Origin of the sequence: Saccharothrix sp. NRRL B-16348, assembly GCF_001280085.1 — a bacterium.
In the GTDB taxonomy this organism is placed as follows: domain Bacteria; phylum Actinomycetota; class Actinomycetes; order Mycobacteriales; family Pseudonocardiaceae; genus Actinosynnema.
Genome location: NZ_LGED01000002.1, coordinates 49,775 through 70,105, shown reverse-complemented (window position 1 = coordinate 70,105; position 20,331 = coordinate 49,775). Strand labels below are relative to the sequence as shown.

13 protein-coding genes are annotated in these 20,331 nt (G+C 70.5%); 7 read left to right on the top strand and 6 right to left on the bottom strand.

Features of this window, described 5'->3' with window-relative positions; all coding sequences use genetic code 11:
• Window positions 1–107: 107 nt before the first annotated feature.
• The 5 genes from ADK67_RS02640 to ADK67_RS02620 all read right to left on the bottom strand — a co-directional run bounded on the left by ADK67_RS02640 (window position 108) and on the right by ADK67_RS02620 (window position 3,639).
• The gene (locus ADK67_RS02640) at window positions 108–773 is read right to left on the bottom strand and encodes an HAD family hydrolase (protein ID WP_053714754.1); all 666 of its coding nucleotides are present in this window, start codon (window positions 771–773) and stop codon (window positions 108–110) included.
• A complete protein-coding gene (locus ADK67_RS02635; protein ID WP_053714753.1) occupies window positions 770–1,009 on the bottom strand; it encodes a phosphopantetheine-binding protein in 240 nt (79 codons plus the stop codon). Before ADK67_RS02635 ends, ADK67_RS02640 begins: the two co-directional genes overlap by 4 nt.
• A gap of 33 nt (window positions 1,010–1,042) precedes the next feature.
• Entirely contained in the window at window positions 1,043–1,753 is a 711-nt protein-coding gene (locus tag ADK67_RS02630; protein ID WP_053714752.1) for an AAA family ATPase, read from the bottom strand.
• A gap of 89 nt (window positions 1,754–1,842) precedes the next feature.
• The gene (locus ADK67_RS02625) at window positions 1,843–2,841 is read right to left on the bottom strand and encodes an AvrD family protein (protein WP_053714751.1); all 999 of its coding nucleotides are present in this window, start codon (window positions 2,839–2,841) and stop codon (window positions 1,843–1,845) included.
• A gap of 171 nt (window positions 2,842–3,012) precedes the next feature.
• On the bottom strand, window positions 3,013–3,639 hold the full coding sequence (locus tag ADK67_RS02620; protein WP_053714750.1) for an FMN-dependent NADH-azoreductase: 627 nt from the start codon (window positions 3,637–3,639) through the stop codon (window positions 3,013–3,015).
• 271 nt (window positions 3,640–3,910) lie between these two features.
• Between ADK67_RS02620 and ADK67_RS02615 the strand changes: the two genes are divergently transcribed.
• From ADK67_RS02615 to ADK67_RS02590, 6 genes are all read left to right on the top strand, one after another.
• Entirely contained in the window at window positions 3,911–6,826 is a 2,916-nt protein-coding gene (locus ADK67_RS02615) for a glycoside hydrolase family 3 protein (protein ID WP_053714749.1), read from the top strand.
• Window positions 6,826–8,103 carry an ABC transporter substrate-binding protein gene (locus ADK67_RS02610; protein ID WP_053714748.1) on the top strand — a complete coding sequence of 426 codons (1,278 nt, stop codon included), beginning with the start codon at window positions 6,826–6,828 and terminating at the stop codon, window positions 8,101–8,103. Before ADK67_RS02615 ends, ADK67_RS02610 begins: the two co-directional genes overlap by 1 nt.
• A complete protein-coding gene (locus ADK67_RS02605) occupies window positions 8,100–9,002 on the top strand; it encodes a carbohydrate ABC transporter permease (protein ID WP_053714747.1) in 903 nt (300 codons plus the stop codon). The genes ADK67_RS02610 and ADK67_RS02605 overlap by 4 nt, the downstream gene beginning before the upstream one ends.
• On the top strand, window positions 9,002–9,814 hold the full coding sequence (locus ADK67_RS02600) for a carbohydrate ABC transporter permease (protein WP_053714746.1): 813 nt from the start codon (window positions 9,002–9,004) through the stop codon (window positions 9,812–9,814). The genes ADK67_RS02605 and ADK67_RS02600 overlap by 1 nt, the downstream gene beginning before the upstream one ends.
• A gap of 300 nt (window positions 9,815–10,114) precedes the next feature.
• A complete protein-coding gene (gene yicI / locus ADK67_RS02595; RefSeq protein ID WP_053714745.1) occupies window positions 10,115–12,412 on the top strand; it encodes an alpha-xylosidase in 2,298 nt (765 codons plus the stop codon).
• Complete coding sequence (locus ADK67_RS02590; protein WP_053714744.1) at window positions 12,409–15,213, top strand: beta-galactosidase; 2,805 nt, start codon at window positions 12,409–12,411, stop codon at window positions 15,211–15,213. The genes yicI and ADK67_RS02590 overlap by 4 nt, the downstream gene beginning before the upstream one ends.
• On the opposite strand, the gene ADK67_RS02585 is transcribed toward ADK67_RS02590, so the two are convergent.
• Complete coding sequence (locus ADK67_RS02585) at window positions 15,175–16,182, bottom strand: LacI family DNA-binding transcriptional regulator (RefSeq protein WP_053714743.1); 1,008 nt, start codon at window positions 16,180–16,182, stop codon at window positions 15,175–15,177. The genes ADK67_RS02590 and ADK67_RS02585 overlap by 39 nt on opposite strands.
• Window positions 16,183–16,577: 395 nt before the next feature.
• Between ADK67_RS02585 and ADK67_RS02580 the strand changes: the two genes are divergently transcribed.
• Window positions 16,578–20,330, top strand: a complete 3,753-nt coding sequence (locus ADK67_RS02580) for a glycoside hydrolase family 2 TIM barrel-domain containing protein (RefSeq protein WP_053714742.1) — start codon at window positions 16,578–16,580, stop codon at window positions 20,328–20,330.
• The last annotated feature ends 1 nt before the right edge of the window (window position 20,331 follow it).

The window sequence follows — 20,331 nt, the reverse complement described above, 5'->3', positions numbered from 1 at the left end:
TCGCACGTCGAGGGCACGGCACTGTGCGTGATGTGGATGATACCGCGCGCTGCCGACATTCCGGCGGGGTCCACCGCGACGCTGCGGTGAACCCCACCCGGGCGGTCTCAGCCCGTGACACCGGCCAGGGCGGGCCAGCCCCGGTCCGCGGCGTGCGCGGCGAGCACCGGGTCGGCGCCGACGACCACCGGGCGTCCCACGACGTCCAGCAGCGGCAGGTCGCTGACGTGGTCTCCGTAGGCCGCGCACGCCGCCAGGTCCAGGCCGAGGGCTTCGGCGCAGTCGCGCACCGCCGCCGCTTTCGCCGCACCGATCATCGGCGTGGCGACGGACCCGGTGTAGCGGCCGTCGCGCACTTCCGGCCGTGAGCACAGCACCACGTCGGCGCCCACGTGCTCGGCGATCGGGTCCAGGCACGGTGGGAAGGACCCGGACACCAGCACGACCGCCTCACCCGCCGCCGCGTGCGCCACCAGCCGGTCGAGCACCGGCTGGTGGAACAGCCGACCGCCGCCCAGCTCGGCGTCGAACCACGCCCGCCCGTGCCCGGCCAGCTCGGCTTCGCCGAGGCCCGCGAACGTCCGGAAGTACTCGGCCAGCGCGGCGGTGCGGGTCCCGGTCTCGCCGGCACGCCGCACCCGCTCGCGCACGGCCGCGTACTCGGTGTCCGGGCGCCCGCGCAGCCGCAGGTGGAAGGCCAGGAACCGGAAGACGCTCTTGACGGCGATGAGGGTGTCGTCGACGTCGAAGAACGCCGCGGCCGGCCTGCTCACACCGCGACCCGCTTGGCCTCGACCAGCGAGGCGGCCTCACCCAGGCTCAGCTCGGGCGTCAGCTCGCCGTCGGGCAGCTTCACGCCGAAGCGGCGCTCCAGCACCACGGACAGCTCGACCAGCACCAGCGAGTCGACCTCCAGGTCGTCGAACGTGATGTCGGCGCCCATGTCGTCGCCGAACACCCCGTACTTCTCCACGAGCGCGGTGCGGATCACGTCCACCACGGATTCCACGGTTTGTCTCCTTCTCTCGACGGGTGTGGTCGGTCAGACGACGGCAGCGGCGCGTTCGGTCTCGACGCGCACGTCCATCGCCGCGTACTCGGCTTCGGCCAGGGCGATCGCGCTGTCGACGTCGCGGGCCACCGGCAGGTCGAAGATCCCGGCGATGCGGCGCAACCGCTCGGGCAGCGTGCCGCCCACGACGTGGAAGGGGATGTCCAGCTCGGTGAGCGTCAACCGGAGGTGCTCGTCGGACATCGAGCGGAACCGCTCGTTGACCGGGCGGTGCCCGTCGGCGGCCAGGGGCAGCTCGTTGGGCAGGTGCACGAACGCGTCGAAGGTGGCCTTGACGTGCCGCTTGAACGCGTTGCCGATCTGGCCCATGACTTCCTCGAAGAACGCCAGTTCCGGCGTCTTCTCGACCGACTCCAGGTCGGACAGGTGCACCGAGTCGTTGGGGTTGATGCCGACGGTCACCCGCACCGCGCCGTAGATCCACTCCTGGAGCGACGAGCCGTCGGAGATGAAACCGTCCCACAGCCTGCTCTCGTGCACCGCGCGGTCGACGTGCCGCACGACGATCATCTGGAGCAGCTCCGCGGCGGTGCACTCCTCCAGCGCCTTGCCGGGCGCCGCCTCGGGCAGGATCTCGCGCATGGTCTTGGCCTGGGTCCGCGGGATGCCGGTGTAGTGCGAGAGCGCCATCCCGGTGATGGTCTTGCCGGAAGAGTAGGTTCCGGAGATTCCCAACCGCATGTGTTGTCCGCCTTCGTTTCTCGGTGGGCCGAGGTCGAGTGGCCCGGGTTGAGTGGCCGGGTCAGGTGGCCGGGTTCGGTGGAGCGGGGTCAGCTCGGATCGGGGAGCCGGTGCGCGACGGCGCACCGGGTGACCACGCCGAGGCTGTCGCCGACGATGGTGGCCGTGCGCCAGACGCCGTTCGGTGTCTCGAGCAGGGCCGGGTCGACCAGTTCGGCGACCGCGGGGAACCAGTCGCCCGCGCGTCGGGCGGTGGGCGGGCAGGCGGTGATCGTGGTGTGCCGCATCCACAACGTGTTGCTGGACGCGCGGTCCATGTCGTCGGTGGTGTACAGCAGCACCTGCCCCAGTTGGAGGGCCACCACGAAGGAGTCGACCATCGACACGACGGGGCCTGCCGCGGAGTCGACACCGGCGTCGGCGAACGGGTCGTCGGGAGGCTCCACCAGCACGTTGGCGGTGGCGCTCGCGGCGGTCACGTCGACGACCACGTCCTCGACGGTCTGCCGCCACGAGCGGAAGCCGCCGCCGTAGAGGCCGGGGTAGTCCGCGCCGAAGCGGGTGTCCAGGTCGGACGAGGACCCCGCCGGGCCGCCCGCGTCGTGCTCCAGCAGGACGCGGACCCGCATGGCGGCGACCTTGACGGCCACTGTGGACCGGAGGCGACCTCCGTCCGCCGCCTCGGTGGAGACGTGGGCGGCGGCGACCGGCAGCGAGAAGAGGTTGCCCTCGACGGGCTTGGCGGGCGCCTTGATGTCCACTCGGCACAGCCACGTCCGGCCGCGTGCCGCGAGGTCGAGGCCGTTGCGCTGGGCGGTCAGGAGCTCGGCCGCCCGCACCGCGAGGATCAGCACGTCGATGGTGGACAGGTGCGGGCGCAGCTCGGTGTCCTCGGTCTTGCGCGACCAGTCCGAGGGGTAGCGGATCTCGACCGTGGAGGCCAGCCCGTCGGCGGCGCCGTGCAGCCGGGTGTCGCTGACCGCGTAGTCCACCCGGCGGTAACCCGAGCCGAAGAACCGGGTGGCGCCGGGGCCCAGGTGGTCGTCCACGGACCTGAGCAGCAGCGCCCCGCTGTTGTTCGAAGTCATGTCGGTCCCCTTTCGCTCATTCCGGGGACGACGTTAGAGCGCGGCAGGCGTTTCCGGTGGGGTGCGTACCTCCTATTGCTCCGTCGATTCTCCTAAAGTGGTAGTCGGTCCGGCGCCGAAAACGGGAAAGGGCCGACACCCGCAGGTGTCGGCCCTTTTCGTGGCGGTGGATCAGAACTTCGCGGCGTGCTCCTCGGCCTCCGCCATGGCGGCCTTGAGGGCGGTCTCCGGGTCGGCGAGCATCCCATTGCCGTCGTAGTGGAGCTCGGTCACGTCGGTGATGCCGACGAACCGGAGCCAGTCCTTGAAGAACGTGCCGCGGAAGTCCACGCCGAACTCCTGCGGCACGCCGTTGGTGTAGACGCCGCTGGAGTAGACGACGAACGCCTTGCGGCCGGTCATCAGGCCGCTGTACCCGGCGGTGGGGTCGAACCCGAACACCCAGCCGGGCTGCGTCACGACGTCGATCCAGTGCTTGAGGGCGTACGGCACGCCCGCGTTCCACATCGGGATGTTGAACACGTACTCGTCCGCCGCGGCGAACCGGTCGAACACCGCGCGCGCCTGGCTCCAGACGTCGACCTGCTCGGGGGTTTGCTCCTGCCCGGCGAACGCGGCCATCTTCGCCGCGGCGGCCGTGGTGCCGAAATCGGGCAGGCTGTCCTCGAACACCGACAGGACGTCGACCTTGGTCTCCGGCTTGCGGTCCTTGTACGCGGACAGGAACGCCCCGGCGACGGCGAGCGACTGGCTCGCCGCGCCCCGCGGCGAGGCGTTTACGTGCAGCAGTTGGCTCATGTGGGAGTGCCTTCCAGGTTCGGGAGCCGGCCTGTGCAATCAAAGGCACGTCCGGGCGCGGATTCAATGCCACTGTCACTTTGGTCGTGCGTCGATGGGTCGAAAGTTGTACGGCGGACGGCGCCGACGCCGGTCCACCTGGTGGAACGTCGGTCCGAACGGCCCGCGGCAACCTGTTGCGTCCGTCACGGCCGGCCCTCTACGGTTGCCAGTCGAAGCGCTTCGATGATGTGGGAGCTCCACGCTTCCCCGAAGACGAAGGGGTCGATCAGTGTTGAGAGCCCGCCGCTCGCTGTTGCTCGCACTGGCCGCGGTGCTGGTGTCGGCGCCGCTGCCCGCGCACGCCCAAGAGCTCCCGTTCCGCGACCCCGACCTGCCGCGCGCGACCCGCATCGACGACCTGCTCGGCCGGTTGACCGTCGACGAGAAGGTCTCGCTGCTGCACCAGTACCAGCCAGCGATCCCGAGGCTCGGGATCGGCGCGTTCAAGACCGGCACGGAAGCGCTGCACGGCGTGGCGTGGCTGGGCGGGTCCACCGTCTTCCCGCAGGCGCTCGGCCTGGCGAACACCTGGAACCCCGACCTCGTCAAGCAGGTCGGCGCGGTCACCGGGCGCGAGGCCCGCGGCTTCCACGCGCAGAACCCCGCGTTCAACGGCCTCAACCTGTGGGCGCCGGTGGTGAACCTGCTGCGCGACCCGCGCTGGGGCCGCAACGAGGAGGGCTACTCGGAGGACCCGTACCTGACCGGCGCCATCTCCACCGCGTTCGGGCACGGCGTCCAGGGCGACCACCCCGACTACCTCCAGGCCGCGCCGACGCTGAAGCACTACGTGGCCTACAACGTCGAGGACGACCGCGTGACCGTCGACTCGATCGTGCCGCCGCGCATCCTGAAGGACTACGACGAGGCCGCGTTCAAGCCGGCGATCTCGGCGGACGCCGCCACCGGCGTGATGGCCTCGTACAACCTGGTCAACGGCCGCCCCACGCACGTCGGCCACGAGCTGGACGAGACCGTGCGCTCCTGGACCGACGAGGACCTGATGATCGTCGGCGACGCGGCGGGCGCGTCGAACGTCGCCGGGCCGCAGCGGTACTACCCGGACGAGGTGGAGGGCAACGCGGCGGCCATCCGGGCCGGCCTGGACAACTTCACCGAGGACAACCAGAACTCCGCGCCGACCACGTCGTCGGTCAAGACGGCGATCGCCCGCGGCCTGATCACGATGGCCGACGTCGAGGACGCGGCGCGGCACGTGCTGTCGATCCGGTTCCGGCTCGGCGAGTTCGACCCGGCCGGGCGCAACCCGTACGCGAGCATCACGCCGGACGTGATCGACGCGCCGGAGCACCGGCAGCTCGCCCGCGAGGTCGCCGCCGAACAGGTCGTGCTGCTGCGCAACGACAAGAACACCCTGCCGCTGTCCACCTCGGACACCAAGAAGGTCGCGGTCGTCGGCCAACTCGCCGACACGCTGTACGAGGACTGGTACTCCGGCACGATGCCCTACCGGATCACGCCGGTGAAGGGTCTCGCCGAACGCGCCGCGGTCACGTCGAGCGAGGGCGTCGACCGGATCAGGTTGAAGGACCTGGCCACCGGCAGGTACGTCACCGCGTCCACCGCGGACTCGGGTGCCGCTCTCACCGCCACCGAGGCGACACCGAGCGACGCGAGCGGGCTCGACGTGTTCGACTGGGGCGAGGGCACCGTCACGCTGCGGGCCGCCGCCAACGGCAAGACCGTGTCCCTGGGCGACGGCCGCGCCCTGGTCAACAACGCGGTGCAGCCGAACGGCTGGTTCGTCCAGCAGCAGTTCAAGCTCGTGACCCAGCCGGACGGTGCGCACGTGCTGGAGTACGCGGGCAACGACGTCACGCAGTCGTGGTTCGGCGCGAACAAGTACGTGGTCGTCGGCGCGGACGGCAGGCTCACCGTGGGCGCCGCCGAGGTCGGGAACGCCACGAAGTTCGGGCGCGAGGTCGTGCGCAGCGGCGTGGACAGCGCGGTGGAGGCGGCGAAGGACGCGGACGCCGCCGTCGTGGTGGTCGGCAGCATGCCGTTCATCAACGGCCGCGAGGACGACGACCGCAAGACGACCGTGCTGCCCGCCGGCCAGCGCGCCGTGATCGACGCGGTGCGCAAGGCGAACCCGCGCACGATCGTCGTGCTGGAGAGCAGCTACCCGTACGCGGGCGACTGGGACACCGCCGACCTGCCCGCGGTGCTGTGGACCACGCACGCGGGCCAGGAGACCGGCCGCGCGCTCGCCGACGTGCTGTTCGGCGACCACAACCCGAGCGCCAAGCTGACCCAGACGTGGTACCGCTCGGACGCGGACCTGCCGGACAAGCTCACCTACGACATCTCCAAGTCCGGGCACACCTACCAGTACTTCCGCGGCAAGCCGCTCTACCCGTTCGGGTACGGGCTGAGCTACACGTCGTTCGGCTACTCGAAGCTGAGGGTGGACCGGACCGCGGTGGACGCCGCCGGCCAGGTGAAGGTCCGCGTCGACGTGACGAACAGGGGCGACCGCGCGGGCGCCGAGGTGGTGCAGCTGTACTCGCACCAGAAGAAGTCGCGGGTCCAGCAGCCGGTCAAGCAGTTGCGCGCGTTCGACCGGGTGGAGCTGCGGCCCGGTGAGACGAAGACGGTCGAGCTGACCGTCCGCGCGGCCGACCTGGCGTTCTGGGACGTCACCCGCGGGAAGCCGGTGGTGGAGACCGCGCCGCACGACCTGACCGTCGGCCCGCTGACCCGCACGATCAGCGTGCGTGGCGAGACGATCCCGCCGCGCGACCTGCGCAAGACCACGCAGGCGCAGAACTTCGACGACTACTCCGGCGTGACGCTGGTGGACACCACCAAGGAACGCGGCACCGCCGTCGCCTCGACCGCGCCCGGCCAGTGGGTCGCGTTCGAGGACGTCGACCTGGGCCGGTCGGCCCGGTCGCTGACGGCCCGGGTCGCGAACCCGGACGCGCCGACGACGGTCGAGGTGCGCCTCGGCGGTCCCACCGGCCGGCTGGTGGGCACGCTCGCCGTGCCGACCACGACGGACAAGTACTCCTGGACCGCGGTCACGTCGCCGTTGCGCGGCGCGACCGGTCGGCAGGACGTGTACCTGGTCTTCACGGGGAAGGCCCGGATCGACAACCTCACCGTGGAGGGAACATCCTGATGTCCAAGCGTCTCCTGGTGGCCGCGGTCGCGGCCGTGCTGGCCGTGGCCGGCTGCGGGGGCTCCGACGGAGCCTCCGACCCCAACACCCTCAAGCTGTGGCACTACGAGGGACCGGACAGCGCCATGGGCGTGGCGTGGGCCGAGGCGATCAAGCAGTTCGAGGCCTCGCACCCCGGCGTGAAGGTGGAGTTCGAGGAGAAGGGCTTCGAGCAGATCCAGAAGACGGCGTCGATGGTGCTCAACTCCAACGACGCGCCGGACCTCCTCGAGTACAACAAGGGCAACGCGACCACCGGCCTGCTGTCCAAGCAGGGCCTGCTGGCCGACATGAGCGAAGAGGTCACCAAGCGGGGCTGGGACAAGAAGCTCGGGCCCGGCATCGACACCACGGCCAAGTACGACGAGCGCGGCGTGATGGGGTCCGGGAAGTGGTACGGCATCCCCAACTACGCCGAGTACGTGATGGTCTACTACAACAAGACCATGTTCGACCAGCAGGGCCTGTCCGCGCCGAAGACGCTGGACGACCTGACCGCCGCGATGACGAAGTTCGCCGCCGCCGGCATCACGCCGCTCGCGGTCGGCGGGGCCGAGTACCCGGCCCACCAGATCCTGTACCAGCTGGCGCTGACGAAGGCCGACCGCGACTGGGTCGACCGGTTCCAGCGCTACACCGGTGACGTGAACTTCCACGACAACCCGTGGGTGTTCGGCGCGGAGACGTTCGCCAAGTGGCTGCGCGAGGGCTACATCTCGAAGGACTCCGCCGGCGTGAAGGCCGAGGACATGGGCCTGTCGTTCATGCAGGGCAAGCACCCCATCATGATCAGCGGCAGCTGGTGGTACGGCCGGGTGCAGGCGCAGGTCAAGGACTTCGAGTGGGCCACGGCGCCGTGGCCGGGCATGACCGCCGGTTCCAGCGGCAACCTGTGGGTCGTGCCCAAGGGCTCGAAGAACAAGCAGCTCGCCTACGACTTCATCGAGATCACCATGTCGCCGGCGATCCAGGACAAGCTGCGTGACGCGGGCGGCATCGCGGTCGCGCCGGGCGACACCCCCGCGACGGACCCGAAGACCAAGCAGCTCAACGACGACTTCAAGGCGCTCGTCGACGACGACCGGTTGGCGTTCTACCCGGACTGGCCCGCGCCCGGCTTCTACGACGCGCAGGTCTCGTCGGTGCAGAAGCTGATCACCGGGCAGCTCGGGCCGCACGAGGTGCTGACCGAGATGGCCGACTACTACAAGGAGAACACGGCGAGCGTCGGCAAATGAGCCTGGTACCCGCCTCGATCCGCGACCGCGGGTCGTACCTGCTCTTCCTGATCCCCGGCGGCCTGCTGCTGCTCGCGGTGATCCTGGTGCCGTTCGGGATGAACATCGGCATCAGCTTCACCGAGTGGTCCGGCGCGGGCACGCCGGAGTGGATCGGGCTGGACAACTACACCCGGTTGATGGGCGACGGCACGTTCTGGGCGTCGTTCCGGCACAACGTCGGCCTGGTGGTGGCGATGGCGATCCTGCCGACCCTGGCGGGACTCGTCATCGCCGCCGCCCTGTTCGACTTCATCGGCAAGCACTTCGGGTCGAAGCACGCCTCCGTGCTGCGGGCGGCGGTCTACCTGCCGCAGGTGCTGCCCATCGCGGTGGCCGGGATCGTGTGGAGCTGGATCCTGGCACCGCAGGACGGCGCGCTGAACGAGGTGCTGCGCGCGGTCGGCCTGGACTCGCTGGCGCAGAACTGGCTCGGCGACCCGGACTTCGCGCTGTGGTCGGTGATGGGCGTGATGCTGTGGATCCAGGTCGGCTACCCGGTGGTGATCTTCATGGCCGGGATGCAGCGCGTCGACCCGTCGCTGCACGAGGCCGCCGAGCTGGACGGCGCGTCGTGGTGGGGCAGGTTCTTCCACGTCACCGTGCCGCAGATCCGGCCGGAGATCTTCGTGGTGCTGCTGACGTGCACGATCGCCGCGCTGAAGGTGTTCGCGCCGATCTACGTGCTGACCAGGGGCGGGCCGGGCGGTTCGACCAACGTGCCGTCCTACTACTCGTTCCAGAACTTCTTCGAGAAGACCCAGGTCGGCTACGGCGCCGCCATCGCCACCGTCCTCACCGTGCTGATCCTGATCCTCACGACCGTGTTCCTGCGCGTGCAGAACCGGGGTGAGCGCTGATGCGACGGCACGCGGTGCTGTGGTCGATGATCCTGCTGGCCGTGGTGATGCTGGTGCCGTTCGTCCTCGTCGCGCTCAACGCGGTGAAGACGCCGGCGGAGTACTCGACCGGCGGCCCGCTCGACCTGCCGGGCGGGGTGTCGCTGGACGGCATCATCGCGTTCTGGGAACGGGTCGACTTCGGCGAGAAGCTGCTCAACAGCGTGGTGATCAGCGGGTCGGTGGCCGTGCTCGCGGTCATCGTGTCGGTGTTCAACGCCTACGCGCTGGGCATCGGCCGGGTGAAGGGCCGGTTGTGGATCCTGGTGGTGTTCCTCATCGCGAACACCCTGCCGCAGGAGGCGCTGGCCTACCCGCTGTACTTCCTGGCCAACGAGACCGGCCTGTACGACACCAAGCTGGCCGTGATCATCATCTTCACGGTGATCCAGGCCGCGTTCGGCACCTACCTGCTCACCTCGACGCTCGGCGGCTTCCCGCGCGAACTGCTGGAGGCCGCCCGCATCGACGGCGCCAACAAGTGGCAGACGCTGGTGCGGATCGTGGTGCCGATCAGCAGGCCCACCCTGGGCGTGCTGTTCGTGTTCTTCTTCATCTGGACCTGGAACGAGTTCTTCCTCCCGCTGGTGCTGCTGATCTCCAACGAGAACCAGACCGTGCCGGTGGCGCTGGGCGTGCTCCAGGGCCAACGGATGATGGACGCCACTATGACCAGCGCCTCGGCGCTGCTCGGCGTCATACCGGCCATCGTCTTCTTCCTGATCTTCCAACGCGCGTTGACCCGCGGCATCACGGCGGGAGCGGTCAAGTGACGGACCGGTCGCCGGAGGACCGGGCTTCGCGCCCGAGCCTGCTGTTCCGGGCCGTCGACAGGCTTGCCGCTGCCGCCCGCGAAACGATTCCCCGCGCACATCGGCCGTTACCCGTGGGGCCGGCAGGTCCCGTCCCCCCGGTGCCGCGCCGAATCGTGCGGCGGCGCGCCCTTGTCGACCATCAATGAGTACATCGAACAGCAGAAGGGTCCCGACCAGCGGTCCACTACGCGGACCGGGCACGTCGGGATCGGCTTCTCTTGGCCGCGAACGGCCAGGCTTTCGCCGATTGGAGTTCGGGTGAAGTTCAGCGACGGGTACTGGCTGCTTCGGCCAGGGGTCGAGGCGGCCTATCCGGTTGAGGTGCGTGACGTCGCCACGGGGAACGGGGAAGTCGTCGTGCACGCGTCGACCCGCCCGATCCGGCACCGCGGCGACATGCTCAAGGGCCCCGTGGTCACGGTGGGGCTCACCTCGCCGATGGCCGACGTGATCGGCGTGAAGATCACGCACTTCTCGGGCGAGACGCCCAAGGAGCCGGAGTTCTCGCTGGCCTCCGACGGCGCGCACGAGGCCAAGGTGGTGGACGACGACGCCGGCGTGGTGATGACCGCAGGCTCGTTGTCGGTGCGGGTGCACCGCGGCGAGGAGTGGCGGGTCGACTTCACCGCCGACGGCCGTGCGCTGACCAGCAGCGGCGTCAAGGGCATGGGCTTCATGACGCTCGACGGCACGCACCACGTCCGCGAGCAGTTGGTCCTGGGCGTCGGCCACACCGTGTACGGGCTGGGCGAGCGGTTCGGGCCGTTGGTCAAGAACGGCCAGACGGTGGACATCTGGAACGCCGACGGCGGCACGAGCAGCGAGCAGGCGTACAAGAACGTCCCGTTCTACCTGACCAACGCGGGCTACGGGATCTTCGTCAACCACCCCGGGCACGTGTCGTTCGAGGTGGGCTCGGAGGCGGTGTCGAAGGTCCAGTTCAGCGTCGAGGGCCAGTCGCTGGAGTACTTCCTGATCTACGGCCCCAGCCCGCGCGAGATCCTGCGCAAGTACACCGCGCTCACCGGACGGCCCGCGCTGCCGCCCGCGTGGTCGTTCGGCCTGTGGCTGTCCACGTCGTTCACCACGGACTACGACGAGCAGACCGTGTCCGGGTTCATCGACGGGATGATCGAGCGCGACCTGCCGCTGAGCGTGTTCCACTTCGACTGCTTCTGGATGCGCGAGTTCCACTGGTGCGACTTCGAGTGGGACCCGCGCACGTTCCCCGACCCGGTCGGCATGCTCGAACGCCTGCGCGCCCGCGGCCTGCGCATCTCGGTGTGGATCAACCCGTACATCGCGCAACGCTCGCCGCTGTTCGCCGAGGGCAAGGCGAACGGCTACCTGCTGCGCAGGCCGAACGGCGACGTGTGGCAGTGGGACCTGTGGCAGCCGGGCATGGCGCTGGTCGACTTCACCAACCCGGCCGCCCGCGCCTGGTACTCGGCCAAGCTGGACGCCCTGCTCGAACAGGGCGTGGACTGCTTCAAGACCGACTTCGGCGAGCGCGTGCCGACCGACGTCGTCTACCACGACGGCTCCGACCCGGAGCGGATGCACAACCACTACACGCACCTCTACAACCAGACCGTGTTCGAGGTGCTGCGCAAGCGGCGCGGCGACGGTGACGCGGTGGTCTTCGCCCGCTCCGCCACGGCCGGCTCGCAGCAGTTCCCGGTGCACTGGGGCGGCGACTGCGAGGCCACCTACGAGTCGATGGCGGAGAGCCTGCGCGGCGGCCTGTCGCTGGGCCTGTCCGGGTTCGGCTACTGGAGCCACGACATCGGCGGCTTCGAGGGCACACCGTCCGCCGCGCTGTTCAAGCGGTGGATCGCGTTCGGCCTGCTGTCCTCGCACAGCCGGCTGCACGGCAGCGCGTCCTACCGCGTGCCGTGGCTGTTCGACGAGGAGTCCGTCGACGTCCTGCGGCACTTCACCAAGCTCAAGCTGCGGCTGATGCCCTACCTGAACGGCGCGGCGAAGCAGGCCAACGCCGAGGGCGTGCCGATGATGCGGGCCATGGTGGTCGAGTTCCCGGACGACCCCGGCTGCGCCCACCTCGAACGCCAGTACATGCTCGGCGACGACCTGCTGGTCGCACCCGTGTTCTCGGACGAGGGCGACGTGTCGTACTACGTCCCCGAGGGCGCCTGGACCCACCTGCTGACCGGTGAGACCGTGCACGGCCCGCGCTGGGTGCGCGACCGCTGCGACTTCCTCACCGCGCCGGTGCTCGTGCGCCCGAACACGGTCCTGCCCGTCGGCGCCGTGGACGACCGACCGGACTACGACTACGCCGAGGGCGTCACGCTGCAGGCGTACCAGCTGTCCGACGGCGACCACGTGACGGTGGTCGGCGACACCACGTTCCGCACCCACCGCGACGGTGACGAGATCCGGGTCGAGGCCGACAACGCACCGTCGAACTGGCGGCTGCTGCTGGTCGGCACGCGTGCGGTCGACGCCGTTGACGGCGGCACGGTCGGCTCGCACCCCGACGGCGTGCTCGTCAGCGCCGAGGGCGGTGCCCTGACCCTGCGGGGGATCCGGTGAGGCTGTTAGCCGTCGTGCTCGTGTTGTTGGGTTCGTTGGCCGCGACCACCCCGGTGGTCGCGGCCCCGGCCGACGAGCGGCACGTGGTCTCCTACGACCGGTACTCGCTGACCGTGGACGGCGAGCGGGTCATGCTGTGGTCGGGGGAGTTCCACTACTTCCGGCTGCCGAGCCCCGAGCTGTGGCGCGACGTGCTGGAGAAGATCCGGGCGGCCGGCTTCACCGGGGTGTCGCTGTACTTCCACTGGGGCTACCACTCGCCCTCGCCGGGCGTCTACGACTTCACCGGCGTCCGCGACGTGGACCGGTTGCTGCGGATGGCCGACGAGCTGGGCCTGTACGTGGTGGCCCGACCCGGGCCGTACATCAACGCCGAGACCAGCGGCGGCGGCTTCCCGGCGTGGCTCAAGACGGTGGAGGGCCGCGCCCGGTCAAGCGACCCCGGCTACACGGCGGCCTACACGGAGTGGCTCGGGCACCTCAACCCGATCATCGCCCGGCACCAGGTCAGCCGCGGCGGTTCGGTGATCGCCTACAACGTGGAGAACGAGTACGCGGTCAACGTCGACCCGGCCTACATGGAGAACCTCCAGAGGCTGGCCCGCGACGCCGGGATCGACGTGCCGATCGTGCACAACAACTGCTGCGGCGGGAGCCTGGCCAACTGGTCGTCCGGCCGGGGCGCGGTGCAGATCCCCGGTGTCGACGACTACCCGCAGTCGTTCCAGTGCCACAACCCCGACGCCTGGGGACCGTGGGGCGACGGCGTCACGCGCAGGCTGCGCGACGACGCGCCGGTGTACGCCGCCGAGTACCAGGCGGGCGCGATCGACCTGAACGACGCCGGGTACGACAGGTGCCGAGAGCTGACCGGCCCGAGCTACATGAAGGTGTTCTACAAGAACAACGCCATCTCCAGCGGCGCCACCATGTACGGCTACTACATGACGTTCGGCGGCACGTCGTGGGGCTGGCTGCCGCAGCCGAACGACGTCTACACCTCCTACGACTACGGTTCGGCGATCACCGAGTCGCGGCAGCTCACCGCCAAGTACGACGAGTTCAAGCGGCAGGGCTACTTCATGACCTCGGTCGCGCCGCTGACCAAGACCGACGAGGCGACCGCGCCCGTGCCCGCCGACCCGGCCGTGCTGGCGCGGACGCGGGCGAACCCGGACACCGGGACGCAGTTCACGCTGGTCCGCCAGGCCGAGCTGGCGGGCGCCGCGGACGTGTCCACGACCCTGGACTGGTCCACCCCGGACGGCCGCTACCAGGTGCCCGTGCGGGTGAACGGCCGGGACGCCAAGATCCTCGTCGCCGGCTACGACCTCGGGGGCCAGCGGCTGGTGTGGTCGAGCTCGGAGATCCTGACCCACGTGGACGTGTCCGGCCGCGACGTGGCCGTGCTCTACGGCCGTGCGGGGGAGCAGGGCTCGACCGTCCTGCGCTACGACTCGGCGCCGACCGTCAAGGTGCTCGACGGCGAGGTCCGCGCCTCGTTCGCGTCCGGCGACCTGCGGCTGGACTACACCCACACCGGGCTGTCCCGCGTGCTGGTCACCGGCGGTGGCCGTCAGCCGATGCTGCTGATGCTCGGCACCGACGAGACCGCCGCGCGGTTCTGGCGGCAGGACACCGCGGCCGGCCCCGTCCTGGTCCGCGGCACGTCGCTGGTCCGCTCCGCCGAGCTCAAGGGCGACCGGCTGGCGTTGCGCGCCGACACCGACCGCGGAGGCGAGATCGAGGTGTTCGCCCCGGCCCGCCACCTGTCCGTCGGGGGACGCCCGGTGCCCGTGCGCCGGACGTCGAGCGGATCCCTGCTCGGCTCGCTGCCTGCCCCGGAGCAGGTCCGCCTGCCCGAGCTGACCGACTGGCGGTACCGCCCCGAAGCGCCCGGCCAGGGCGAGTCCGGCTGGACCACGGCGGACAAGACCACCACGGCGAGCCCGATCAAGCCCAAGACGCTGCCCGTGCTGTACGCCGACGAGTACGGCCACCACAACGGCCACGTCTGGTACCGCGGCCGGTTCACCGCCACCGGCGCGGAGAAGACCGTCACGGTCAACGCCATCACTGGCAGGCGCGGCACCTACCAGGTGTGGCTCAACGGGCGCTACCTCGGCTCGGCCGCCGGCGGCGTCCAGGCCGACTCCGAACCGGTGAACCCCGATCCCGGCCGCGGCGACTTCGCCGTGCCCGAGGGGTTGCTGGTCGACGGGCAGCCGGCGACGTTGACCGTGCTGGTCGGGAACATGGGCCACAACGACGACTGGACCGCCGACGACGTCCGCCACAAGCAACCGCGAGGTTTGTTCGGGGTGGTCGTCGAGGGGTCGACCGCGCCGATCTCGTGGCAGATCCGGGGTTCCCGCCCCACGGACGGCGAACGCGGCCCGATGAACACCGGTGGCCTGTACGGCGAACGCGCCGGGTGGCACCTGCCAGGCTCCGGCGGGTGGCAGCGGCCTCCGGGCACGTTGACGCCCGGTGTGTCCTGGTACCGCACCACCTTCGCGCTGGACCTGCCGCGCGGGCACGACGTGTCGCTCGGCCTGAGGTTCGAGGACACCACCGCCCGCGGCTACCGGGTGCTGGTCTTCGTCAACGGCTGGAACATGGGCCAGTACCTCAACGGCATCGGACCGCAGCGGGACTTCGTGCTCCCGAACGGCGTGCTGCGCGACCACAACACGCTCACCTTCGCCGTGATCGCGACCGAGGCGGCGCAGGGTGACCCCGGGAAGGTCAGCCTGGTGACCCTAGGCAACCACCGGACCGGTGCTGCCGCGGGCCGTTAGCCGGGGTGGCAGCAGCCGGACCTCGGGTTCGGCGGGGCCGTCGAGCAGGCGCATCGCCAGCTCGACGGCCAGCCGCCCGAGTTCGACGGCCGGGATGTCGACCGAGGACAGCGGCACGGCCTGCGCCTGCGCCACGTCCGGCGGGCAGACCGCCAGCACGGAGACGTCCTCCGGGACGCTCAGCTGCCGCCGGGCCAGCTCCGACAGCAGCGGGCCGAGGATGGCCTCGTTGTGCACGACCAGCCCGGTGGCCGGGCGGTGACCGGCCAGCAGGTCGTCCAGGCACTCGCGGAGGCCGTCGTAGGTCGGCACGCACGCCATCGTGGCCGCTTCGACGCCACGGGTCGCGGCGGTCCGCCGGAACCCGCTCAGGAACCGGCCCGCGTAGCTCGTGCCGCGCCGGTAGACGGCGGGGGAGGGGCCGATGAGCGCGATGTCGCGGTGACCGAGGTCGGCGAGGTGGTGCACGCAGTCCGACCCGGCGGCGGTGAAGTCGAGGTCGACGCACGTGAGCCCGTGCGGGTCGTCCGGCACGCCGATCAGCACCGCGGGCGTGCCCAGTTCGCGCAGCACGGGCACGCGCGGTTCGGCCGCTTCGACGTCCATCACGATGATCGCGTCGGCGAGCGAGGAGGCCACCACCCGGTGCAGGCCCGCCGCGCCCTCGTCCGCGGTCAGCAGCAGCACGTCGTGGTCGTAGGTGCGGGCCGCGGTGGCCGTGGCGGTGACGAACTCCATGACCACGGGGACGTTCAGGTCGCTGCGCAGCGGCACGACCAAGGCGACCACGTTCGTGCGGCTGCTCGCCAGCGCCCGCGCGCCCGCGTTCGGCTGGTAGCCGAGCACGCGGATGCTGTGGTGCACCCGGCGCCTGGTGGTCTCCGAGATCGAGCGCTTGCCGGACAGCACGTACGACACGGTGCTCGGCGAAACCCCGGCGGCTCGGGCGACGTCGGCGATGGTGACCATCGGTGGATCATAGTACGGCGGCGAGCTGTCCGGTCCACTGTGGACCATGTAGTGCGGTGTCGCGGGTCGACCTTAATCGTGCCGAGCGGTGCGTTCGTCTTGATAACGCTAACACGCCGTGTTCCGCGTCACACCGGTTGGGCAATTCCTTTGGTCGGCTAACGAAGTGGCCGGCCTTAGCCGCAGCTGGTACCCGAGCGTCCCTCCGGTTCTGACGTTAGCGCTAACACGATGCCGACGCGGAGCACGGTTCGCGGCCGTGCGTCCACACGGGAGTGCCGAGCGAGAGTGCACCCTTCCTCCGGAAAACGCTTTCCAACCGCACCGGCGCCCCTTGACGTGACGCGCGAACCTGGTGAATCTTGTGTAGTTCTGGTTGAACATGGAGGTTCAGCATGTCGCGCCTGCGCGCTCTGGTAACAGTCATGTTCGTTGTAGGTGCTTCGGTGGTGGGGCTGAGTCCGGGCGCCGCCACCGCCGCACCTCCCGGCGACCTCTACTCCTACCTCGAGAACCCCGGCATGGTCGCGGAGGGGCAGGAGCCGGCGCACGCCTACCTCCGCCCGTACGCCGACGTCGACTCGGCCGTCCGGCGGGACGACGACTCGCCCTTCACGCGGTCGTTGGACGGCAAGTGGCGGATCGCGATGGCCAAGCGGCCGGAGGAGGTGCCCGCCGGCTTCCACGCCGACGGCTACGACACGTCCGGCTGGCGCGAGGTCTCGGTGCCGCACACCTGGCAGACCGACGGCCTCGACCACCCGATCTTCCGCAACATCGCCACCGAGATCCAGCCGGACGACCCGCCCCGCGTGCCGCGCGACGTCAACCCGACCGGCGCCTACACGCGTGACTTCGACGTGCCCGCCGACTGGACGGGCCGCCGCACGTTCCTGCGCTTCGAGGGCGTCACGTCCGGCTACTTCGTCTGGGTCAACGGCGCCTACGTCGGCTACGACCAGGGCGGCTACACCCCGGCGGAGTTCGACGTCACGGCGGCGCTGAAGCCGGGACGCAACCGCGTCGCCGTGCAGGTGCACCGGTGGAGCGCGGGCGCCTACCTGGAGGACGTCGACCAGTGGCGGTACTCGGGCATCTTCCGCTCGGTCCGCCTGCACTCGACGCCCGCGACCTACGTCGGCGACGTGACGCTGCGGACGGACCTGGACGCCACCTACACCGACGCGACCCTCACGGCCGCCGTCGAGGTGGGCCACAAGCCCGGCGGCGCCACCGGCAGGCACCGCGTCACCGCGAGCCTGCGCGACGCCCGCGGCGCCGAGGTCGGCCGGACCACCGGCGACGTCGAGGTGACCGACCGGGGCGGGCAGGTCCGGCTGGACCTGCCGGTGCGCGACCCGGCGAAGTGGACCGACGAGACCCCGAACCTCCACACCGTCGTGCTCACCCTGACCGCGCCCGACGGCACGACGCACATCACCTCCGAGACCACCGGCTTCCGCGAGATCGAGATCCGCGACAAGCAACTGCTGGTCAACGGCAAGCGCGTGCTGTTCAAGGGCGTCAACCGGGCGGAGACCGATCCCGACCACGGCCGCCACGTGCCGCGCGCCGCGCAGGAACGCGACGTGGCGCTGATGGAGCAGCTCAACGTCAACGCCGTCCGCACCTCGCACTACCCGTCGGACCCGTACTTCTACGAGCTGGCCGACGAGCACGGCCTGTGGATCGCCGACGAGGTCGACATCGAGACCCACAACCACGAGGACTGCTCGCGCTGGTGCCAGGCGAACCAGCCGGAGTGGCGGCCCGCGTTCCTGGACCGCTTCACCGCCATGGTCGAGCGGGACAAGAACCACCCGAGCGTGTTCCTGTGGGACACCGGCAACGAGGCCGGGCTCGGCGCGCACCACTACGCGATGGCCGAGTGGCTGGACGCGAACGAGCCGACCCGGCCCAAGTACCACCAGTCCAACAACCCGGACGGCGACGCGCCGTTCGCCGACGTGTGGGGCCCGCGCTACCCGTCGCCGGAGCGGTTCGAGCAGCAGGCGAAGAGCACGACCAAGCCGTTGATCTTCGGCGAGTACGCGCACGCGATGGGCAACAGCCTCGGCAACTTCCGCGAGTTCTGGGACACCGTCCGGGCCAACCCCGCCACCCAGGGCGGCTTCGTCTGGGACTGGGCCGAGGCCAGCATCCGGCAGCGGGTCCGCATCCTGCCCGACTCGTCCGGGAACAACATCTCCGCGCACCTGACCGGCGCTCCGGAGCTGGTCGACGGCCACCGCGGCAAGGCGCTGCACCTGTCCGGCCTGGACGACTTCGTGGAGGTCTACCGCGACCGCAAGCTCGACATCACCGGCAAGGCGCTGACCCTGGACGCGTGGGTCAAGCCGGCGCGGTGGAGCGGTGACTTCCGCATCGTCGGCAAGGGCGACCACCAGTACGCGCTGAAGATGAAGACCGAGAACACCCTGGAGTTCTTCATCCACAGCGGCACCTGGCAGGCGGTGCAGGCCACCGTCCCGAGCGACTTCTACGGCAACTGGCACCGGGTCAGCGGCACCTACGACGGCACGGCGCTGCGCCTCTACATCGACGGCCGCGAGGTGGCGAGCAAGCCGTTCACCGGCGCGATCGACCCGTCGTCGGCCGAGGTGAACATCGGGCGCGACTTCGAGACGTCGTGGAACGACCCGGCCAAGGTCGGTCGGATGGCGCACGGCGCGGTGGACGACGTCCGGATCTACGACCGGCCCCTCACCCCGGCGGAGCTGACCGCGGCCGAGCCCGTCGGCGGCGCGGTGCTGGCACTGGACTTCGACCGCGTCGAGGAACGCGGCACGCACCTGTCCTACGGCTCCAGCCTGTCCGGCCTCGACGGCCTGATCAGCCCCGACCGCGACGCCCAGCCGGAGACGGCGCAGCTGGCGTGGGCGCACCAACCGCTGCGGTTCGGCTACGCCGGCGGCGTGCTGTCGGTGCTCAACGAACGGCAGTTCAGCGGCACCGACGACCTGGACCTGCGGTGGCGGGTGACGGAGGGCTCGCGGGTCGTGACGCAGGGGCGGCAGCCGCTGCGGGTGGCGGCGAACTCGACCGGCGCGGTCCGGGTGCCCGCGCCCGCGAACCCCGCCGACCGCGAACGGTTCCTCACCGTCGAGGCGGTGACCACGTCGGCCGGGCCCATGGTGCCGGCCGGTCACGTCCTGGCGCACGACCAGTTCTCCCTCGGCGGCACCGAGGTGCCGGGCCTGGACGCGACGCCGAAGGGCGGTGGCGCGGCCATCACGGCCGACACCGCCGGCGCGGTCACGGCGGAGGCCCAGGGCGTGAGCTACACGGTCGACAAGAAGACCGGCACGTTGTCGTCGATCAAGGTCCGCGACCGGGAACTGCTTGCCGGCGGGCCGGAGCTGGACGCGTGGCGTGCGCCGATCAGCAACGAGACCTTCGCGTGGGGCCGCGCGGAAGGGGAGGACTGGCGCAAGGCCGGGCTGGACCGGCTCGCCACCACCGTCACCGACGTCCGGGTCGAACCGGCCGAGTCCGGTGTGCGCGTGGTCGTGGACAGCCGGGTGGCCGCGCCGGACGTCACCGGCGCGTGGTTCGACCAGACGATGACCTACACCGTCGAACGCGGCGGCGTGCTGCGGCTCGGGCACAAGGTCACCCCTCAGGGCGCCATGCGCACCCTGCCGTACCTGCCGCGCGTGGGCGTCTCGCTCGCCGTGCCCGACAGCTACGACCGGTTCGCCTGGTACGGGCGCAAGGCCGAGAGCTACGCTGACCGCAAGGACGGCACGCCGATCGGCGTCCACTCGTCCACAGTGGACGAGCAGTACGTCGACTACCACCGCCCGCAGGACCACGGCAACCACACCGACTCGCGCTGGGCGCTGCTCACCGACGGCCGCACGGGCGGCCTGCTGGTGGCGGGTGCGAAGGACGTCAGCGTGACGCCGTACGACGACCTCGACCGGGCCGCGTACCCGTTCCAGCTCCAGCGGAACAAGGGTTGGGTGACCCTGCACGCGAGCCACGCCGTCACGGGTGTCGGCGACACCCCGAACCCGGTGCGGCCACGCAGCCAGGTCCGCCCGGACACCACCTACGAGTACACGCTGACCGTGCGTCCGCTGACCGTCCAGGAGGCACGCGCGGGCATGCCGGCCGGGGCGTGAC

Excerpts from the sequence above, each read along its gene's own strand:
- ADK67_RS02630 (WP_053714752.1), bottom strand. The coding sequence starts at position 1,753 with ATGCGGTTGGGAATCTCCGGAACCTACTCTTCCGGCAAGACCATCACC.
- ADK67_RS02625 (WP_053714751.1), bottom strand. The coding sequence starts at position 2,841 with ATGACTTCGAACAACAGCGGGGCGCTGCTGCTCAGGTCCGTGGACGAC.
- ADK67_RS02620 (WP_053714750.1), bottom strand. The coding sequence starts at position 3,639 with ATGAGCCAACTGCTGCACGTAAACGCCTCGCCGCGGGGCGCGGCGAGC.
- ADK67_RS02610 (WP_053714748.1), top strand. The coding sequence starts at position 6,826 with ATGTCCAAGCGTCTCCTGGTGGCCGCGGTCGCGGCCGTGCTGGCCGTG.
- ADK67_RS02605 (WP_053714747.1), top strand. The coding sequence starts at position 8,100 with ATGAGCCTGGTACCCGCCTCGATCCGCGACCGCGGGTCGTACCTGCTC.
- ADK67_RS02600 (WP_053714746.1), top strand. The coding sequence starts at position 9,002 with ATGCGACGGCACGCGGTGCTGTGGTCGATGATCCTGCTGGCCGTGGTG.
- ADK67_RS02585 (WP_053714743.1), bottom strand. The coding sequence starts at position 16,182 with ATGGTCACCATCGCCGACGTCGCCCGAGCCGCCGGGGTTTCGCCGAGC.
- ADK67_RS02580 (WP_053714742.1), top strand. The coding sequence starts at position 16,578 with ATGTCGCGCCTGCGCGCTCTGGTAACAGTCATGTTCGTTGTAGGTGCT.